This is a genomic window from Nocardia sp. NBC_01009 (assembly GCF_045208035.1).
Lineage (GTDB): Bacteria > Actinomycetota > Actinomycetes > Mycobacteriales > Mycobacteriaceae > Nocardia.
Genome location: NZ_CP108695.1, coordinates 4,822,659 through 4,840,875 on the forward strand (window position 1 = coordinate 4,822,659; position 18,217 = coordinate 4,840,875).

17 protein-coding genes are annotated in these 18,217 nt (G+C 67.2%); 12 read left to right on the top strand and 5 right to left on the bottom strand.

Going from position 1 to position 18,217, the window contains the following annotated elements; translation table 11 throughout:
• The first annotated feature begins 147 nt into the window (after nucleotides 1-147).
• Entirely contained in the window at nucleotides 148-861 is a 714-nt protein-coding gene (locus OHA42_RS21585; protein ID WP_406229694.1) for a hypothetical protein, read from the top strand.
• A gap of 34 nt (nucleotides 862-895) precedes the next feature.
• Here OHA42_RS21585 and OHA42_RS21590 read toward each other — a convergent pair whose 3' ends face one another.
• Nucleotides 896-1,303 (bottom strand): TIGR03668 family PPOX class F420-dependent oxidoreductase, encoded by a 408-nt coding sequence (locus OHA42_RS21590; RefSeq protein ID WP_406239511.1) that lies wholly within the window; start codon nucleotides 1,301-1,303, stop codon nucleotides 896-898.
• A 228-nt stretch (nucleotides 1,304-1,531) separates the two neighbouring features.
• On the opposite strand from OHA42_RS21590, the gene OHA42_RS21595 reads away from it, so the two are divergent.
• From OHA42_RS21595 to helR, 3 genes are all read left to right on the top strand, one after another.
• Complete coding sequence (locus tag OHA42_RS21595; RefSeq protein ID WP_406229695.1) at nucleotides 1,532-2,053, top strand: hypothetical protein; 522 nt, start codon at nucleotides 1,532-1,534, stop codon at nucleotides 2,051-2,053.
• Between the two features lie 219 nt (nucleotides 2,054-2,272).
• Complete coding sequence (locus tag OHA42_RS21600; RefSeq protein ID WP_406239513.1) at nucleotides 2,273-3,508, top strand: glycosyltransferase; 1,236 nt, start codon at nucleotides 2,273-2,275, stop codon at nucleotides 3,506-3,508.
• 38 nt (nucleotides 3,509-3,546) lie between these two features.
• A complete protein-coding gene (gene helR, locus OHA42_RS21605) occupies nucleotides 3,547-5,748 on the top strand; it encodes an RNA polymerase recycling motor ATPase HelR (RefSeq protein WP_406229696.1) in 2,202 nt (733 codons plus the stop codon).
• 166 nt (nucleotides 5,749-5,914) lie between these two features.
• Here helR and OHA42_RS21610 read toward each other — a convergent pair whose 3' ends face one another.
• Complete coding sequence (locus tag OHA42_RS21610) at nucleotides 5,915-7,186, bottom strand: metallophosphoesterase (RefSeq protein ID WP_406229697.1); 1,272 nt, start codon at nucleotides 7,184-7,186, stop codon at nucleotides 5,915-5,917.
• 807 nt (nucleotides 7,187-7,993) lie between these two features.
• On the opposite strand from OHA42_RS21610, the gene OHA42_RS21615 reads away from it, so the two are divergent.
• From OHA42_RS21615 to OHA42_RS21635, 5 genes are all read left to right on the top strand, one after another.
• The gene (locus OHA42_RS21615; protein ID WP_379064274.1) at nucleotides 7,994-8,392 is read left to right on the top strand and encodes a PaaI family thioesterase; all 399 of its coding nucleotides are present in this window, start codon (nucleotides 7,994-7,996) and stop codon (nucleotides 8,390-8,392) included.
• Between the two features lie 80 nt (nucleotides 8,393-8,472).
• Complete coding sequence (locus tag OHA42_RS21620) at nucleotides 8,473-8,775, top strand: urease subunit gamma (protein ID WP_406229698.1); 303 nt, start codon at nucleotides 8,473-8,475, stop codon at nucleotides 8,773-8,775.
• Between the two features lie 5 nt (nucleotides 8,776-8,780).
• Entirely contained in the window at nucleotides 8,781-9,092 is a 312-nt protein-coding gene (locus OHA42_RS21625) for an urease subunit beta (protein ID WP_406229699.1), read from the top strand.
• 56 nt (nucleotides 9,093-9,148) lie between these two features.
• The gene (locus OHA42_RS21630; protein ID WP_406229700.1) at nucleotides 9,149-10,870 is read left to right on the top strand and encodes an urease subunit alpha; all 1,722 of its coding nucleotides are present in this window, start codon (nucleotides 9,149-9,151) and stop codon (nucleotides 10,868-10,870) included.
• 139 nt (nucleotides 10,871-11,009) lie between these two features.
• Nucleotides 11,010-11,582, top strand: a complete 573-nt coding sequence (locus OHA42_RS21635; protein ID WP_406229701.1) for a YbaB/EbfC family nucleoid-associated protein — start codon at nucleotides 11,010-11,012, stop codon at nucleotides 11,580-11,582.
• A 172-nt stretch (nucleotides 11,583-11,754) separates the two neighbouring features.
• Here the strand turns inward: OHA42_RS21635 and OHA42_RS21640 are convergent, their stop codons facing one another.
• Nucleotides 11,755-12,603: an SGNH/GDSL hydrolase family protein gene (locus tag OHA42_RS21640; RefSeq protein WP_406229702.1), complete on the bottom strand. Its 849-nt coding sequence runs from the start codon at nucleotides 12,601-12,603 to the stop codon at nucleotides 11,755-11,757.
• Nucleotides 12,604-12,790: 187 nt separating this feature from the next.
• On the opposite strand from OHA42_RS21640, the gene OHA42_RS21645 reads away from it, so the two are divergent.
• Nucleotides 12,791-13,465 carry an O-methyltransferase gene (locus tag OHA42_RS21645; protein WP_406229703.1) on the top strand — a complete coding sequence of 225 codons (675 nt, stop codon included), beginning with the start codon at nucleotides 12,791-12,793 and terminating at the stop codon, nucleotides 13,463-13,465.
• Between the two features lie 90 nt (nucleotides 13,466-13,555).
• Here the strand turns inward: OHA42_RS21645 and OHA42_RS21650 are convergent, their stop codons facing one another.
• Both OHA42_RS21650 and OHA42_RS21655 read right to left on the bottom strand, forming a co-directional pair.
• On the bottom strand, nucleotides 13,556-14,548 hold the full coding sequence (locus tag OHA42_RS21650; RefSeq protein WP_406229704.1) for a zinc-binding dehydrogenase: 993 nt from the start codon (nucleotides 14,546-14,548) through the stop codon (nucleotides 13,556-13,558).
• 384 nt (nucleotides 14,549-14,932) lie between these two features.
• On the bottom strand, nucleotides 14,933-15,598 hold the full coding sequence (locus OHA42_RS21655; RefSeq protein ID WP_406229705.1) for a TetR/AcrR family transcriptional regulator: 666 nt from the start codon (nucleotides 15,596-15,598) through the stop codon (nucleotides 14,933-14,935).
• A gap of 102 nt (nucleotides 15,599-15,700) precedes the next feature.
• Here OHA42_RS21655 and OHA42_RS21660 point away from each other — a divergent pair, with 102 nt between their 5' ends.
• Together OHA42_RS21660 and OHA42_RS21665 are read left to right on the top strand one after the other, a co-directional pair.
• Nucleotides 15,701-17,179 carry an MFS transporter gene (locus tag OHA42_RS21660; protein WP_406229706.1) on the top strand — a complete coding sequence of 493 codons (1,479 nt, stop codon included), beginning with the start codon at nucleotides 15,701-15,703 and terminating at the stop codon, nucleotides 17,177-17,179.
• 148 nt (nucleotides 17,180-17,327) lie between these two features.
• On the top strand, nucleotides 17,328-18,197 hold the full coding sequence (locus OHA42_RS21665) for an SDR family NAD(P)-dependent oxidoreductase (RefSeq protein WP_406229707.1): 870 nt from the start codon (nucleotides 17,328-17,330) through the stop codon (nucleotides 18,195-18,197).
• The last annotated feature ends 20 nt before the right edge of the window (nucleotides 18,198-18,217 follow it).

The window sequence follows — 18,217 nt, forward strand, 5'->3', positions numbered from 1 at the left end:
TCGTGCCGCCTTCGGCGCGGCGGTGCCTGATGCCGTCACGGCGACGAACTACTCCTGACTCTGTATCCCGCGCGGGTTGCGAGGTCTGGTAAGCCTAACCTATCTTCCGCTATGGACCCATGACGGAGCCGACCCCGAGGAGGTTCGATGCCCGAGCCAGTGATGACCTACACGGCCCGCCGCTCCCACGTGGAATTCGGACGCGTGTGTAACCGGCTTCGCGCACTGCAACCGGAACATCCGCGCGTCTACGCGGTGGCCGCAATGTCTGAGCAGAGCAAACGTCGATGGTGGCGGCTCTCGGATGGATTGCGGGAGGGGCGGATCGAGCTGATGTACCGCCGCCACGCGGCAGAGATGATCAGCGCGGACACTGCCGCCGAGGTGGTGGCGACCGCCCAGATCCATGCGGTGATCGGCCGGGTGGTCGCGCTGCTGGTCTCCGAGGGGCGGGCCTGGGATCCGGGGCTGGAGAACCTCTGGATCCACACCGACAACGATGGCGGCATCGATTGGGCAGGCTTGGTGGACACCACCATTCGCGTGCTCGACGGTGACCGGCTGGTTGGAGAGTCCGGTGTGGTGACGCTGCCGTGCGAGCGCGCGATGTACGTCTGGCTGGCGCACCGGTGCGAGCCGTCGCTGACGATGATCCAGTACAGCCTCGCGCGCTGTTCGGCCCTGAGCGCCCGCCGCTTCTGGTCGCTGGTCGGCGAATCCGTCATCGGCGCAGCGACTTACGTGCCGGACCTGGCACGCACGGATGCGCTGGTCGGCGCACAGCGTGGTCGGGGGCTGCTCATGGCGTTGGAGGAGCGCGGCCTGCCGGTGCGTCGAACGGCGGGTTGCCTGGTCAGGTAGCCCGAAATGGCAGCACTGTGCAGCACATCGGGCGTCAGCTCGAGCTCCATCCCGACCAGCGGTGGACATCGACGGCGATCACCGGTCCCGGCGGCGGCTGTTTCGTGTAGTCGGGATAGCGTGCGGTCAACTGGCGCTTCGCCATTCGCTCCTCCTCGGAGTCGGCGATCCGGGCGTTGCCGTCGGCGCGCGCCCACCACAGCTGGGTCCAGTCGTCGTCATAGCGGTCGGCGAGCACGCTGACTGCCGGATTGGCCGCGATGTTCGTCAACCGTCGCAACTTCATGGACGTTTTGGGCTTCGCGTCGACACTGGTGTAGACGACATCGTCGATCAGGATGAACACAATCGGAACGATGTGTGGCAGGCCGGACCTCGACGCGGTCGCCAGTCGTGCGACGGGGCTGGTAGCGAACCGTCTGCGTGCTTCGTCGGGACTCAGTCGCACGCCGGCCTCCTCGAATTGGCGCGGTGTCCACAGTAAGTATGCAGGCGAGCGGGAGTTGTTCATGCTGCCGCACCTGTCCGTGTCGCCGCATTGACTAATGATAAGCATGTACATATCGTACGCACCTGTAGATCAATTCGGTCTCTAGATAAGTAAGGAGGACGGGGCATAGGGGTTTGCGCCGTGCAGGGTGCGTCCCCGATCTATCGCCCCTGACCATCAATGGGAAATACACGACCTCTGTGGAGAGACCTCCTCGACGACCGCAGGCTGCCGTGGCAAACCTGGCGTCGGCACCGCGCGCCCGGTTCGTCGCTGGCCGACCTGGTGCTCAACAGCAGATGGAAATCCGGAACCGCGGCCCGAGCCGGTGGCCCGTTCATGATCAGCATGACCCAATACACGACCACACAGGTGACCGACGTTCCGGCCATCTGGCGTGCCTCGGAGCGGTTGGGTGATCAGCTGGCGATGATCGACGGCGCGGTCGGCGTGCTGACCTATTTCCGACCCGCACGTCGTCAGGTCGGGTCGCTGTCGATCTGGGTGGATGACAGGGGATTGGCGAAGTTCATGGGCCTGCCCTACCACGTCGAGATCATGCGGAAGTATCGGCCGCGCGGTCTGCCGATCCGGTCGGCCAAGTGGTGGACCGAGGAATTTCGCATCGGTGCGGCGCTGATGGAGGGATTGCAGCTGCTCGACGATCACGATGAGCGCCGTGTGGTGCGCCCCAAGGTATGACCTGGTCGCTCACGGCCAGTTGCCCGAGGACCTGCAATTCGGTCGGCGCGGACGGTCGGCCACCGACGCGTCCGCGGGCTCACGCTCATAAAGAGAAAGGAGGCTACCCACTCCTTCCACCCTCAACTTATAACGCACCGGGGGGCTTGTGGCAAGACCCGGGTCGTGCCGCAGAATTGCCGGCCGAGGCCAAAACCCGCGGAAATGGGAGTCGTGAAATTGCGTGTGTTGTTGTCGACCTATGGGTCGCGCGGGGACGTCGAACCGCTGGTGGGACTCGCGGTGCAGTTGCGGGCACGCGGCGCAGAGGTGCGGGTGTGCGCGCCGCCGGACGAGGACTTCGCGCAGCGGCTGGCCGGTGTCGGCGTGCCGATGGTGCCGGTTGGCCGGTCGGCGCGCGCGCTGACGACTGCGGCGCCGCCGTCGTCGTCCCTGCCCCAGCGTGCGGCCGAGTTGATCGCCAGCCAGTTCGAGGCGGTCGCCGGGGCGGCCGAGGGATGCGACGCGCTGGTGGCGACCGGCATGTTGCCTGCCGCGGCCGGCGCGCTCTCGGTGGCCGAGAAGCTGGGCATCCGCTCCGTGTCAGTGACTTTCCAGCAGCTCACGCTGCCGTCGCCGCACCACCCGCCGCTGGCGTATGCGGGCCGGCCGTTCCCGCCGGAGGTGACCGACAACCGGGTGCTGTGGGACCTGGACGCCCAAAGCAGCAACGCGCTGTTCGGTGCGGCGCTCAACACTAACCGGGCGTCGATCGGCCTGCCCCCGGTGGACAATGTTCGCGACTACGTCATCGGCGACCAGCCGTGGCTGGCGACGGACCCGACCCTGGACCCGTGGCTGGAGACGCCGGACCTCGATGTCGTGCAGACCGGCGCGTGGATCCTGCCCGACGTTCGCCCACTCCCGGACGAGCTGGTGTCGTTCCTGGACGCCGGCGCACCACCGGTGTACGCAGGCTTCGGCAGCATGCCCATGCGCGCCTCGAAGGACATCGCCCAGGTGACCATCGAGGCGATCCGCGCGCAGGGCCGCCGCGCACTCGTCGCCCGCGGCTGGGCGGACATGGGCCTGATCGACGACCGGGACGATTGTTTCGTCGTCGGCGAGGTCAACCACCAGGCACTGTTCGGCCGGGTGGCCGCCGTCGTGCACCACGGCGGCGCGGGCACCACGACGACGGCCACCCGGGCCGGCGCGCCTCAGGTGGTGGTGCCACAGGCGACGGACCAGCCGTACTGGGCCGGCCGTGTGGCCGACCTGGGCATCGGCGCGGCACACGACGGTCCGACACCGACCACCGAGTCCCTGTCGGCCGCGCTCGTGACGGCTCTGACCTCCGAGACCCGCGCACGAGCGACCGCCGTGGCCGGCGCGATCCGCACCGACGGCGCGACGGTGGCCGCGACTCTGCTGCTCGACGCGGTCAGCCGAGAAAGACCGCCGGTGTCCGCATGAACCACATGGGATCGTCGAGCCGGAAAAGTAAGGGGCACATGTCAACTCGAGGGTACGAAGCGGAATTGCGGTCCGAGCGGAGCTACGTGGCCGGGCTCTACACGCGGCTCGACGCCGAGCGCGGGCGAGTGAAGGGTCAGTACAGCGCGGCGTTGCGGGGAAACGGCGGAACACCGATGGAACGGGAAGTCGAGGTGCGCGCGCTGGCCAAGGAGGTGAAGCGGCTGGATGTGGCCGACAACGGGCTGTGTTTCGGTCGGCTGGACACTCTTTCGGGCGAACATTCCTACATCGGCCGGATCGGCATTTTCGACGAGGAGAACGAGTACGAACCGGTGTTACTCGATTGGCGGGCGCCGGCCGCGCGCGCGTTCTATGTCGCCACCGCCGCGACCCCGGAGAACATGCGCCGCCGCCGCCAGTTCCACACCCGCGGGCGTCACGTAGTCGGCTTCACCGACGATGTGCTCGGCCGCCCCAGTGGTGGCGAGGGAGGGGACGCGGCCCTGCTGGCTGCGGTCAACGCGCCGCGCGGTGACGGGATGGGCGACATCGTTGCGACGATCCAGGCCGAGCAGGACGAGATCATCCGGCTCGATCACCCCGGGGTGCTGGTGATCGAGGGTGGCCCGGGCACCGGGAAGACCGTGGTGGCGCTGCACCGCGTCGCGTACCTGCTCTACACCCAGCGGGAGCGGATGGAACGCCAGGGTGTGCTCGTGGTCGGGCCCAACCCGGCGTTCCTGAACCACATCGCCCGCGTACTGCCGTCGCTGGGCGAGACCAATGTGGTGTTCACGACCACCGGCGACCTCGTGCCCGGGCTGCGCGTCACCGCCGAGGACACCCCGCCGGCCGCGCGACTCAAGGGCTCGCTGCAGATCCTGGAGGTGCTCGCGGCGGCGGTCGCCGATCGCCAGCGACTGCCCGAGGATCCGGTGACGATCGAACTGACGGACGTCACGGTGCGGATCGACGCCGAGACCGCGGAGTGGGCCAGGACCGAGGCGCGCGCGAGCGGGCTGCCGCACAACGAATCCCGCGCGGTGTTCCGCGAGATCGTCACGTGGGCGCTCACCGAACGGGCGATAGCTCGGATCGGCCGGGGCTGGCTGACCCGGGCGGACCGCGAAGCATGGGAGCAGTTGCGGGAGAACCTGATCGAGGAGCTCGCCGACCACGACACGTTCACCGCCGCGCTCGACGAATTCTGGCCGATCCTGACGCCGGAAACACTACTGGCACAGCTGTTCACGTCTCCCGAACGGCTGCGAGCGGCAGGCGCCGACCCGGCGCTGTTGCGCGCCGACGGCGACGCCTGGACGGTGTCGGACGTGCCGCTGCTCGACGAACTGGTCGACCTGCTCGGCCGTGACAAGCCCGCCGACCAGAGCGCCGAGCGGGAACGGAAAGCCGAGGCCGAGTACGCCGCCGGCGTGCTGGACATCATGATCAGCCGCGAGGACCTGATGGACGACGAGGACCATCTGCTTGCCCAGGACCTGCTGTACGCCGAGGACCTGGCGGATCGCTTCCTCGAGCGTGACACCCGGGAACTCGCCGAACGCGCTGCCGCGGACCGGGACTGGACCTACCGGCACGTTGTGATCGACGAGGCCCAAGAACTGTCCGAAATGGACTGGCGGGTGCTGATGCGGCGTTGCCCGGGCCGATCCTTCACGGTGGTGGGCGATCTCGCCCAACGTCGGTCGGTGGCCGGAGCGACCTCGTGGGACACGATGCTGGAGCCGTACGTGCCCGGCCGCTGGGCCTACCGGTCGCTGTCGGTGAACTACCGCACCCCGGCGGAGATCATGACCGTCGCCGCCGCGTTGCTCGCCGAGTTCGCGCCCGGGGTCAAGCCACCGGAGTCGGTCCGCGCGTGCGGCGTCCGGCCATGGTCCAGGCGGGTCACCGAGGACGAATTGCCCACTGCCATCGAGGAATTCGTACGGGACGAAGCCGGTCGTGAAGGCACCAGCATCGTGATCGGGCCACCGGGTGTGCCGGGCGCGGTGGTGGCGTCGGAGACGAAGGGCTTGGAGTTCGACGCCGTCCTGGTCGTGGAACCAGAACGGATCCTCGCCGACGGCCCACGCGGCGCGGCCGAGCTCTATGTCGCCCTCACGCGTGCCACCCAACGCCTCGGCGTGCTGCACCAGGGCCCATTGCCGCAGGCCCTGACCGGACTCGCCGAAACCGGGACACCCATCCAGGCCGGGAATCAACAGTCGGCGTAGCGAGGTGGGCGGGACAGCCCGCCCACCTCACGGTCGGACCGATGCCCTCAGTCCGCGCGCCGCGTGTCCAGCAGTTGCGTCGCCGCGGCGGTGCGGAGTAAGGCAGGCGTGGACGGCTGAAATGAGTGCGGCCTGGACGGCTGGACGTTCCCGGGTTCCTGGATCGTCACGCCTGTTTCGACGCGAGCTCGATCACGGTGATATCGGAGGGGGCGCCCACTCGGACCGGAGGTCCCCACGCGCCCGCGCCACGGGTGACGTAGAGCTGGGTGTCGCCGTAGCGTTCCAGACCGGCGACGGTTGGATTGGCCAGGCCAGCTAGGAAATTGCCCGGCCACATCTGGCCGCCGTGGGTGTGGCCGGACAGCTGCAGATCGACGCCGAACTCGACCGCGTCGTGAATCTGCACCGGCTGATGCGCCAGCAGCACCGCGGTACGCGCGAGATCACGGTCTCCGAGCGCCGCGACGAAATCCGGCCCCTGCCCGATGCGTGCACCCTGAATATCGTTGACGCCTGCGAGGTCGAAATGTGGCAGTTCGGTGCGGCTGTTCGCCAGCAGGTGCAGTCCGAGTTCCTGCACGTGTTCGGTCCATTGTTCGGCGCCGGAGAAGTATTCGTGGTTGCCGGTGACGAAATAGGCGCCATGTCTCGCGTGTAGCCGCGACAGCGGTTCGACCGCTGACCGCAGGTGTTCGACGCTACCGTCGACCAGATCGCCCACCACGGCAATGAGATCCGGCTGTGTGCCGTTGATCGTCTCGACCACCCGCTCGGCGAACCCGCGGCCCAGAATCGGACCGAGATGAATATCGCTGACCACGGCGATCCGGAATCCGTGCGCGGCGCGCGGCAGATTGGCCAGCGGCACCGTCAACTGCTTTACCCGCGGACCGGTCAGCACGCCGTAGCTGCCATAGCCGACGGTGGTCACCGCCGCCAGTGCCGCCGCACCGCTCGCCGCACGAGAAACGAAGAGCCGCCGCGAAACCGGCGCGGGATGTTCCTGCTGCTCCTGGCGATCTCGCGTCGCGGCGTCGCACACCCCGGTTGCGGGAACCACTACGTCCCCGGGTACCGGGACCATCGTCGCGGAGCTGTTCGCGCGGGTGATCCACCGTCGGAAGAGCGGCCGGACCAGCTCGCCCACCAGCAGCCACAGCACGAGATAGACCAACAGCGCCCCCCACATATAGCCGGGCCAGGCGATGATCTGGATGATCAGGAACGGAATCCCGGCAGATTCGGCCACGAACGCACCGACCAACAACGCCGGCCCCGCGATGATCACCCCGGTACCCGCTTGGCGGGCGATCGACCCGCGCACCGTCGTATCGCGCACGAGCCGCCGCCACAGATACCAGTGCAGCCCGCCGAACACCCCCACAACAACGAGTCCTACGACAACGGCCATCACGACAACGAACACCACGCCCACGGCCTCACTCTATGTCGAGGCGACGTTCGACGAGCCGAACCAAGTGGGTACCCGTGGCGCTGCCACGGCGGCGTCGCAGCCGCTATCGCCACTTGTCCCGGCGGATCACGGTGTTCCGCAACATATTCAGCGTGGCGAGGCAAATGCGGTCGCGTAGGTGCCCGACCAAGGCAGTCCATTGATGCGAGTACCCGGGACCATGCTGCAGCTCTTCCATTGCGAGCGCAGCGAGGTGGATGTACGCGCACCCAGGCATCCACAGATGTGCGAGGTGTTCGAGGACCTGGCCGAGTACGTCCACATGCTGCAGCGACGATTAAGGGAATAGATGCCGCGGGCAGGTCGGGTTTGGGCAAGGCAAACCATCGGCTGATGTTGCCTCGAGGATCGGCGAAATGCGTTGCCGGAATTCCATTCGAGGGCTGTTCCGCACAAGCGTGCTGGGGGAGAAGCTCTCGGTGCGAAGAGAGGGCGGCGGGTTTCAGGTGGTTGCCATCTGAAACCCGCCGCCGGCAAAGGATCGGGGCCGCCGCAGCCCTCGGGGCTCGCTCGATCCGAACGCCGAACCTAGTATAGGTCAGGCTTACCTAACTTGGCAACTGGTGTGGCGCGTGCCGGGTTGGAGGCGACGGAAACCCCGGATCATGTCGTCGACAACTGGCACGCGGTCGGGCGGTAAACCCTCATGGGAAGGTGCGCGCCGCACGCCCCGGCGGGGTCGCCGCATTTGTGTGGTGTAAAGGTGAACGTATGACGCAGCAAAATGCGACGGCGATCGAATCGCTGGCCGATGTCACGCCCGAGCAAATGACCGAGCTCAGCAAGGGCTCCTTCACCGATCTGATCGGCCTCGAGTTCACCGAGGTGACCCCGGACGTCGTGCGCGGTGAGCTGACCGCGGGTCCCCAGCTGCTCCAGCTGGCCGGGATCATCAATGGTGGCGTGTACTGCACCATCGTCGAAACGCTTGCGAGCGTCGGCGCCGGTGTCTGGTTCGCCGCGCAGGGTAACAAGGGGACCGTCGTCGGTGTCAACAACAGCACCGACTTCCTGCGCGCGGTCCGTGAGGGCAAAGTCTACGGCGAGTCGACGCCGCTGCACCGCGGTCGACTGCAGCAGCTCTGGCAGGTGGTGCTCACCGACGACGCCGGTCGCACGGTGGCACGTGGGCAGGTCCGCCTGCAGAACCTGCCCGCGCGGGACTGACGGGTCGCTCGTCGGGCATGGTCGGATCGACCGTGCCAGAATGGCCGTCACCCATCGATCCGCCCAGCTGAGGAGCCCGTATGCGTCTTTCGCCGCACGAGCAGGAACGGCTGCTGTTGAGCTACGCGGCCGAGCTGGCCCGGCGTCGGCAGGCCCGCGGGCTCAAACTGAACCATCCCGAGGCGGTCGCGTTGATCACCGACCATGTGCTGGAGGGCGCGCGCGAGGGGCGATCGGTCGCGGAGCTGATGTCGTCGGGGCGAACGGTCCTCGCGCGTGCCGATGTCATGGAGGGTGTTCCTGAGATGATCCACGATGTGCAGGTCGAGGCCACCTTCCCCGATGGAACCAAGCTCGTCACTGTCCACCACCCGATCGGGTGAGCGCCATGATTCCCGGCGAATACCTCTGTGCCGAAGGCACTATCGAACTGAACGCAGGCGCGGACCGCATCGAGCTCGACGTCGTCAATGCCGGCGACCGACCGGTCCAGGTCGGCAGCCATGTGCATTTCCCGCAAGCCAATGCCGCATTGCGGTTCGACAGGGCCGCCGCGCACGGGCGTCGGCTCGACATACCAGCCGGGACCGCCGTTCGCTTCGAACCCGGCCTCGGGCAACGTGTCTCGCTGGTACCGCTCGGCGGCACCCGTGAGGTCTACGGCATCAGCCCGTCCCCACCCGGCCGTCTCGATGACTAACGCGACGCCGTGCGGGCTCGACGTGTGCGATGCCGTATTCCGGAAGGTAGGACGCGATGGGTGAACTGAGCCGGGCCCGCTATGCCGAGCTGTTCGGACCCACCGCCGGTGACCGGATTCGCCTCGCCGACACCGATCTGCTGATCGAGATCACCGAGGACCGCAGCGGCGGGCCTGGACGGGCGGGTGACGAGGCGGTGTTCGGCGGCGGGAAGGTGCTGCGCGAATCCATGGGGCAGGCCCGTGCCACCCGCGCCGAGGGGACGCCGGACACCGTGATCACCGGTGCGGTCCTCGTCGACCACTGGGGAATCATCAAGGCCGACATCGGTATTCGCGACGGTCGGATCTGTGCCATCGGCAAGGCGGGCAACCCCGAAACCATGTCAGGGGTGCATCCTGACCTGGTGGTCGGACCGGGCACCGAGATCATCGCAGGCAACGGCCGGATCGTCACCGCGGGCGCCATCGACTGCCACGTGCACTTCATCTGCCCGCAGCTGATGGACGAGGCACTCGGCGGCGGCATCACCACACTGATCGGCGGGGGCACCGGCCCCGCCGAGGGCAGCAAGGCGACCACAGTGACGCCAGGGTCCTGGCATCTGGCGCGCATGCTGGAGGCCACCGACGGCTGGCCGATGAACATTGTGCTGCTCGGCAAGGGCAACACTGTCAGCGCCGAATCGATGTGGGAGCAATTGCGCGGCGGCGCTTCGGGTTTCAAGCTGCACGAGGATTGGGGCTCTACCCCGGCTGCCATCGATGCCTGCCTCACCGTCGCCGACGCGGCGGGGGTCCAGGTCGCCTTGCATTCGGACACGTTGAACGAGGCGGGCTTCGTCGAAGACACGCTCGCCGCCATCGCGGGCCGCGGCATCCACGCCTATCACACCGAGGGCGCGGGCGGCGGCCACGCGCCCGACATCATCACCGTCGCTTCGCATCTCAACGTGCTGCCCAGCTCCACCAATCCGACTCGACCGCACACCGTCAATACTCTCGACGAGCATTTGGACATGCTGATGGTGTGCCATCACCTCAGTGCCTCCATTCCGGAGGATCTCGCCTTCGCAGAGAGCCGCATTCGTCCATCCACCATCGCCGCCGAGGATCTCCTGCACGACCTCGGCGCGATATCCATGATCGGCAGTGATTCGCAAGCCATGGGCCGCATCGGCGAGGTCGTCATGCGCACCTGGCAGACCGCGCATGTGATGAAACGTCGCCGTGGCGCGCTGCCCGGCGACGGCACTGCCGACAATGTCCGCGTCCAGCGCTACATCGCGAAGTACACCATCTGCCCCGCGATCGCCCACGGCCTCGAGGACGAGATCGGCTCGGTGGAAGTCGGCAAGCTCGCCGACCTGGTTCTCTGGGACCCCGCCTTCTTCGGTGTCCGCCCGCACGCGGTGCTCAAAGGCGGCATGATCGCCTGGGCGGCCATGGGCGACGCCAACGCCTCCATACCGACGCCGCAACCGGTGCTGCCGCGTCCCATGTTCGGTGCCGCGCCCGCCGTCGCCGCGTCCACCTCCGTGCACTTCGTCTCCGAACACGCGATCGAGGACGGGCTCGCCGATCGTCTCGATGTGCGACGAAAGCTGCTGCCCGTCAAGAACGTTCGCAAGCGGACCAAGGCCGATATGCCGCACAACGATGCCATGCCGCGGATCGAAGTGGACCCCGATACTTTCACCGTCCGCATTGATGGCGAGGTCTGGACCGAACAGCCCGCCACCGAACTGCCGATGGCACAGCGCTACTTCCTTTTCTGAGCCGATCCCGGTAGCCGGTCGGTTGCACACCACTCGCGCGCATAGGTAAGGTCGGGCGAATCAGAGTGGGGGCGGGGGCGTTCCGAGTTCGTTCCCATCCAACAGCGCGGTCGGGCGCATAGCGAAGGGGACGACATCGGTGAGCAACGATCTCAGTGGCGCGGTCGATGAGCTGGCCCGGTGGGCGGAGAATCTGGAGCGCAAAGCGCAGCAGTACCAGGACCTGCAGGGCAGGATGGCCGCTGTCAGCGTGACGGATACCTCCGCGGATAAGCGCGTCAGTGTCACCGTCGATGCCAACGGTGTCACCACCGGCATCTACCTCGCCCCCAGTTCGCGCGGCATGGACCCCGCCGTCCTCTCCACCGAACTCATGGCCTGCACCCGTCGCGCCCAGGCGAAACTGCGCACCCAGGTCACCGACTTGATCCACAACGCCGTCGGTGCAGATGGCGCAGGGCAAGCGATCATCAGTCAGTATGCCGAGAAGTTCCCGGACCCCGACCCGACCGCCGCGCCGCCCTCGTACATCCCGCCGCCTGTGCCGCCCGCCCCATCGCCGACCTTCGATGTCGCCCCACCATCACCGTCCGGGTCGGTGTCGGGCCGCCCACCTGCTGGGACGCGCAAGCCCAACCGCGACGACATCGTCGTCCCCGACGAGCCCAGCGAAGAGGACCTGTACTACCAGCGCAAGTCCTGGTTGGAGTGAGCCGGTCCGGCTGAACTCGCGGATCCACATATTCCGAGGATCCGGCTGGCGGGGGCGAGAACTGTCGTCCGTTGTCGGCTCGTGGACACTGGCATGGTCGTGATCCGTGCCGACCCGACCTCGCGGCTGCGGTGACGGCCCGACAGAACCGGGCCAACGCCTGCGGCCGATGTCACCGTGCCGAGCGGATCGCCTGAACAATGATGTCGGCGACGCCGCGCATGCCTTGCAGCGTCGGGTGGTAGGGGACAAGGGTTTCGGTGGCGAGCACGGGGTCGAACCAGCGGACTCCGGTGGGGGCGCACATATCGTGGCCGACGGCTTGGGATTTGGTGTCGATATAGGTCGCCGATCGGGCGGTTGCCTCGCGGGAAACGACGGTGTTGAGACGGTCGAATTCGGCCTGGACGTAGCGGGCGTCGGCGGGGCGCAGGCCGGGGAGTTCGGGGCAGCCGCCGTCGCGGACATAAAGGGGCCAGCCGTCCACGAAGATGGCGGCCTTCGGGGCGAGGTTCGAAATTTGCTGCAGGGCAGCGGAATACGGTGCCGCGATGGCGTCGATGTCGGCGTCCCATGCGGGGTCGACGCAGGCTCCGCCGACGATCCCGGCCAGGTGGCAGGTGACGACGTGCTTGGTCATCTGGGCGTCGTTGGCGCCGATGTGGAGGGTCACCAGTCTGGTGTCGGGGCCGAGGGCCTCGAATTGCGGTGTGATGCCGGGGCCTTGAGAGTTGGTGAGATCGGTGATCTTGGCCGAGCTGCACGTCCGGTCGTCCAGCCGGAGGCCGAGGTCTTTGGCGACCAGCTTGGGGGTGTTGGTGGTCGAGCGGGCGCATTGTGGTGGAGCGCTGGTATCGAAGTTCTGTACTCCGGTCGTTGCCGCGCCGGAATCGCCCAGCGCCACGTACTCCGCACCGCCGTCGACGGGCGCTGCGGCGGCGGGCGTGAGGAATGTCGAGGCGAGCGCGAAAAGGCCGGCGGTGATTGCGGCAGCGCGCCAACGGATCCGGCGGGTTGTCATGGCTGTACTCCCGATCGGTCGGATTCCGGCAACGCCACGGCGAGCCGGTTCGAAAGTGAGACGCAGCAGTCTCGATTGTGACGCAGGTTACTCGCTGCGCAGCGGCTCTCGCAAGACCATGCGCCGCGAAATCGGCAGGCCGGGTTCACGAGCCGCGACAATCCTGTTGCGGTGGCAGACTGCGACTATGACGACATTCGACTGGGCCGATGTTGACACCTATCTCGTGGACAGGCTGGTGGGAGACCGGGATGCGGCGGCGTTGGCGACGAACGCGGCGGAAGGGCTGCCCGCCATCGATGTGTCCGCCGCGCAAGGGAAATTTCTGCACCTGGTCGCGCGGTCGATCGGTGCGCGGCGGGTGCTCGAGATCGGCACACTCGGCGGGTACAGCACGATTTGGCTGGCCCGTGCGGTGGGGGAGAAGGGATTGGTGGTCACCCTCGAATTCGAACCCCGCCATGCCGAGGTGGCGCGCGGGAACGTGAACCGCGCCGGGGTGGGCGATCAGGTCGACATCCGGGTCGGTGCCGCACTCGACAGCTTGCCGGTGCTGGCTGCCGAGGATCCTGAGCCTTTCGACCTGGTATTCATTGATGCCGACAAGGTGAACAACTCGAACTACGTCCAGTGGGCGCTGCGGTTGACCCGCCCCGATTCGGTGATCATCGTCGATAATGTGGTCCGCAACGGTGCGGTGGCCGACGGGGCCTCCACCGAACCGGCGGTCCAAGCCAGCCGTGATCTGATCGATCTCCTGTCGAACAACCCGCAGCTGGACGCAACCGTCCTGCAGACCGTGGGTTCCAAAGGCTGGGACGGCTTCGTCTACGCAGTCGTCAACGCCCAAATACCCACCTAACCCTGTCGCAGCGTCGCGAGCGGGACCTGGTGGAGGGCTTCTCGGAAGATGCCGCAGTCAGGTCCCGTTCGCGCGCGAGGCGGGTTGCGGTCAGGGGATCAGGACTACTTTGCCGACGGTGGCGCGGGTTTGTAGTGCGCGGTGGGCGTTCGCGGCGTCGGCGAGCGCGAAGCGCTGGACGGCCGGGCGCAGGCGGCCCGCGGCGGCCTCGGCGAGGGCGCGGTCTTCGAGGATGCGGATGGTGCCGCCGACTCTCTGCAGCATCGGCGGTCCGATGACCATCTGCGAAGTGATGCCACGCTCGGCCAGCTCCTCCTCGCTGAACGCGAACGGCTGGTCACCGGGCTTTCTGCTGGACCAGCCGTAGACGAGATGCTGTCCACCCTTGCCGAGTAGATCTACTGCGGCACGGGTGATTTCGCCGCCGACCGAGTCGAAAAGGATGGTGGCACTGCGGTCGCCGAGCAGTGCGCGGACCTGCTCGACCCAATCGGACTGCGTGTAGTCGACGGCGATGTCCGCGCCATTGCGTTGCACCAATTCGACTTTCGCGGGCCCGCCGGCCAGTCCGACCACTGTGGCCCCGGCGTTCCGGGCGTACTGGACCAGCAGTGTCCCGATGCCGCCCGCGGCGGCTGTCACCACTGCAACGCTGTCCGGGCCGAGCTCGGCGAACTGTAGGATGCCCATCGTGGTGCGGCCGGTGCCGATGACGGCGACCGCCGCCGCCGGATCGATATTCTCGGGAATCTCGTGCAGCCGAGCGGCTTCCGTCACTGCGAACTCGGCGTAGCCGCCGGGCACAGTGCCGAGATGCGCGACGACCTGTTTGCCGAGCCATGCGGTGTCGACGTCGGGACCGATCTGGTCGACGGTCCCGGCGACCTCGCGCCCAGGGACAGTAGGCAATTCGGGGAGGGGGACCGGGCCTTGCGCACCGCTCCGGATGGCGGTGTCGATCATGTGGACACCGGCTGCCGCCACCGCAATGCGCACTTGGCCCGGTCCGGGTTCCGGATCCGGGACCTTCTCGTAGCGGAGGTTCTCGGCGGGGCCGAAGGCGTGAAGTTGGATGGCGTGCACGGGGACTCCTGTTCGCGGGGTGGTCGCGACCCACTCTTCAACATCAACCGTGGTTCAGGTCAATTGCACATGCGCCGTGCGACGACGAGCCGCTGGCGGCGTAGGCAGGTAAGCGTGATCAAATTGATCACCATACGTAGATATGCGCATCAACGCACTTAATTGTCGGGCAACCCGCCTAACGCCCGGCCGAGCCGGGCGCGGCAAGGACGGGGAGGTCCGTGTTCGCCGCTCGGGTAGTGAAGTGCGCGCATGGGCGAAGATGCTGGCTCTCGAGTGGGTGCACACGTGTGCGCAGCTGAGGGTGACTACTACGGGGGCCTCGATGGTGCATGCATAAGGGGTGCCGGCGAGGGTCTACCAGGTGGCGTCCGACATGCAGTGTCACCTCTTGGCGCGCGCCTCGAAGCCGTCGCAGAGTGCGGATAGCCCGAGGTAGAGCAGGTCCTCGGAGGTCAGGTCGCTCACGCCGATGCCGTCCAGTTCGGCGAGTGCGGGCGGAACCGGCTGCTGTGACTTTCCTTGCAGCAAGGCGCGCAGTCCGTTGTCCCCTTCGGGGTTGATTCCGTCGCGGGCGAACAGGGCGCCGCTGATCTGCGGCAAGGTTGCGCCGGAGATGTAGTTCCACACCGTGAAGGCCATGGTGGTTGCCTCGCGGGCCGAGACGTTCAGCTCGCGCAGCCCCTCGACGAGCCACGCCAGGCATGCCAGGCTCTGTGGGCCGAAGCTGTAGCGGGGCATCGCGAAGGTGAGTAGCACCCACGGATGCTGTTGGTAGAGCGCCCAATCGATCTCGGCGGCGATGCGGACCCGGTCGCGCCAGGTCCAGTTCCTGCCTTCTGGTGACGGGTACGGATTGCGGCGTGCGACCTCGTCGGTCATTGCGGCGAGCAGCTCGTCCTTGTTCGCGACGTGCCGGTAGAGCGACATGGCGCCGACGCCCATGCGCTCGGCGATGTGGCGCATCGACAGCGCATCCAAACCGCCGGCGTCGGCCAAGGTGATGGCGGTGTCGACGATGGCGGATTTGGTGAGCTTCGGCTCAGTCATCCTATGACTCGCTTCCAGTTCCCGGCTCGGTTGCGTACACTGTACCCGAGCTTGTGCGTACGGCGTACGCGACACGGGAATCGAATCGACTGAGGTGTTGGAATGACAGAGGTGCAGGCAGTGCGGCTGGCAACGGCGCCGCTACCGGCCGGCTCGCGCCGAGCCTGGCTGGGTCTTGCGGTGCTTTTGCTGCCGGTGCTGCTGGTGTCGATGGACATCTCGGTGCTGTTCCTCGCCATGCCGACCCTCACCCTCGACCTCGACCCGTCGGCCACTCAGCAGCTGTGGATCCTCGATATCTACGGCTTCTTGATCGCGGGCCTGCTGATCACCATGGGCAATCTCGGCGACCGAATCGGACGGCGCAATATCCTGCTCGTCGGCGCCTCGGTCTTCGGCGTGGCATCGATCATCGCCGCCTTCGCGCCGAGCGCGGGTGTGCTGATCGCCGCGCGCGCACTGATGGGTGTGGGTGGCGCGACGCTGCTGCCCTCGAGCCTCGCCCTGATTTCCAGCCTCTTCCCGAATGCTCGTGAGCGCGCCGCCGCCATCGGCGTGTGGACCGCCTTCTTCGCTGGCGGCTCGGCCGTCGGGCCAATCCTCGGCGGCCTGCTGCTGCACCATTTCTGGTGGGGCTCGGTCTTTCTCATCAACATCCCGGTGCTGCTGATCCTGCTCGCCTTCGGCCCGTTCCTGCTGCCGGAGCACCGCGCCGTTGTGCTCGGCCCGCTGGACATCCCGAGCGTCGTGCTGTCGATCGGCGGCATTCTGCCGATGGTGTACGCGATCAAGCACCTTGCGGCCGAAGGTCTGGATGTAAAGGCACTCGCCATCGGGGTGGTCGGCGTGGCATTGCTGACCATCTTCGTGCGGCGGCAGCGGCAGCTGGCCGAACCGCTGCTCGATCTGCGTTTGTTCCGTCGTGCCCAGTTCTCTGTCGCGATCGGCTCCAGCCTGACCGGCATGATGTCGCTGGCCGCGATGAGTTACCTCACCAGCGTCTATCTGCAGTCGGTCACCGGGCGAGACCCCCTGGCGGCAGCCATGTTCGGCATCCCCATGGCGGTGGCGGTGTTCGTGTTCTCGATGGGCGGCGCCCGTGTGGCCCGGCGCTTCGGTGTCCGGAGTTCCTTCGTATTCGCCCTGCTGGCCTCGGCGGTCGGTAATCTGCTGCTGCTCGGTGTCGGCGTAGACAGCGGCCTCGCGTGGTATCTCATCGGATCCACGATTGCCGGCATCGGCTACGGCCTTGCCTTCACCATGGTGTCCGAGGTCGCGGTCTCCTCGGTGCCGCCGGAGCGGGCCGGCTCGGCTGTCGGCATCTCCGAGACCAGCTTCGAGCTGGGCAATGCCCTCGGCCTCGCGCTGCTGGGTTCGGTTGCGGCCCTGGTCTTCCGGTCGGGTGGGGACTACTCCGCCACGCTGGGCGAGACCATTCAGCGGTCCGACGGCAACACCGCCCTGATCGACTCCGCTCGCGAGTCGTTCGTCGCCGGCATGCATGTGGCGACGTCGGTCGGTGCTGTGCTGTTGGTTGTCATGGCAATCGTGGCCTATTTCGCTCCGCGGCAGCATCGCTGATCACGCCGAAGGATGGCGCGGCTCCGTCGACTGCCCGCGCGCGGGAGTGAGTCGATAGGGCCTGCCGCAGCGGATCGGAACGGCGGTTGATCATGTCGGCCGTCGATACCGGATGTGCAGTGGCCCCTCGGCCAATACAGTCGAGTGTGTGAACGAGACACCGGCCACCGGCAATGGACGGCCGCTCGCCGAGCGGATCGCGAGCCGACTGCTCTACCCGACCTCACGGCCGCGCGAGACGACGTTGCGTGCGGAGGTCTCCGGCCGGATCGTCCTGGTGACCGGCGCGTCGCACGGCATCGGGAAGGCCAGCGCCCACAAGCTGGGAGCGGCAGGTGCGATCGTGCTGCTGGTGGCGCGTTCGCGCCCGGACCTCGAACAGGTAGCCGCCGAGATCGCCGCAGCGGGTGGCACCGCACACGTGTACCCCGCGGATATGACCGACATGGACGCTGTCGAGCGACTCGGCCGCGAACTGCTCGACGCGCACGGGCACATCGACGTGCTGGTGAACAATGCGGGCAAGTCGATTCGCCGCTCGATCGACGAATCCTATGATCGCTTTCACGATTTCACCCGCACCATCGACGTGAACTACCTCGGCCCGGTGAAGCTGCTGCTGACGCTGTTGCCGAGTATGCGTGAACGCAGGCAGGGCCACATCGTCAACATCTCCACCTGGGGTGTGCTGATGCCGCCCGCACCGAGGTGGGCGGCGTATGGCGCCTCGAAATCCGCCTTCGACGTCTGGCTGCGCAGCGTCGCCGCCGAAATCGCCGCCGACAAGGTCACCATCACCTCGATCTACATGCCCCTCGTCCACACCCGGATGAGCGCACCCACCGACTTCAGCCGCGTCCCCGGCCTCACTGTCGACGAAGCCTCCGACCTCGTCTGTCACGCGATCACCACGAAGCCCCGCGAGATCGCTCCATGGTGGTCGTCCGGCGTGCAAGCCTGGTCGGACCTGACCCGTGGCCGAGCCCAGCGGTTCATGGAACGCGCCTTTCGCCGCTGACCGTCGTCGGTGTGGAAAGC

Coding starts and splice junctions, on each gene's coding strand:
- OHA42_RS21585 (WP_406229694.1), top strand. CDS start 148: ATGCCCGAGCCAGTGATGACCTACACGGCCCGCCGCTCCCACGTGGAA.
- OHA42_RS21625 (WP_406229699.1), top strand. CDS start 8,781: ATGATTCCCGGCGAATACCTCTGTGCCGAAGGCACTATCGAACTGAAC.
- helR (WP_406229696.1), top strand. CDS start 3,547: ATGTCAACTCGAGGGTACGAAGCGGAATTGCGGTCCGAGCGGAGCTAC.
- OHA42_RS21640 (WP_406229702.1), bottom strand. CDS start 12,603: ATGACAACCCGCCGGATCCGTTGGCGCGCTGCCGCAATCACCGCCGGC.
- OHA42_RS21655 (WP_406229705.1), bottom strand. CDS start 15,598: ATGACTGAGCCGAAGCTCACCAAATCCGCCATCGTCGACACCGCCATC.
- OHA42_RS21660 (WP_406229706.1), top strand. CDS start 15,701: ATGACAGAGGTGCAGGCAGTGCGGCTGGCAACGGCGCCGCTACCGGCC.
- OHA42_RS21620 (WP_406229698.1), top strand. CDS start 8,473: ATGCGTCTTTCGCCGCACGAGCAGGAACGGCTGCTGTTGAGCTACGCG.
- OHA42_RS21645 (WP_406229703.1), top strand. CDS start 12,791: ATGACGACATTCGACTGGGCCGATGTTGACACCTATCTCGTGGACAGG.
- OHA42_RS21595 (WP_406229695.1), top strand. CDS start 1,532: ATGGGAAATACACGACCTCTGTGGAGAGACCTCCTCGACGACCGCAGG.
- OHA42_RS21615 (WP_379064274.1), top strand. CDS start 7,994: ATGACCGAGCTCAGCAAGGGCTCCTTCACCGATCTGATCGGCCTCGAG.
- OHA42_RS21630 (WP_406229700.1), top strand. CDS start 9,149: ATGGGTGAACTGAGCCGGGCCCGCTATGCCGAGCTGTTCGGACCCACC.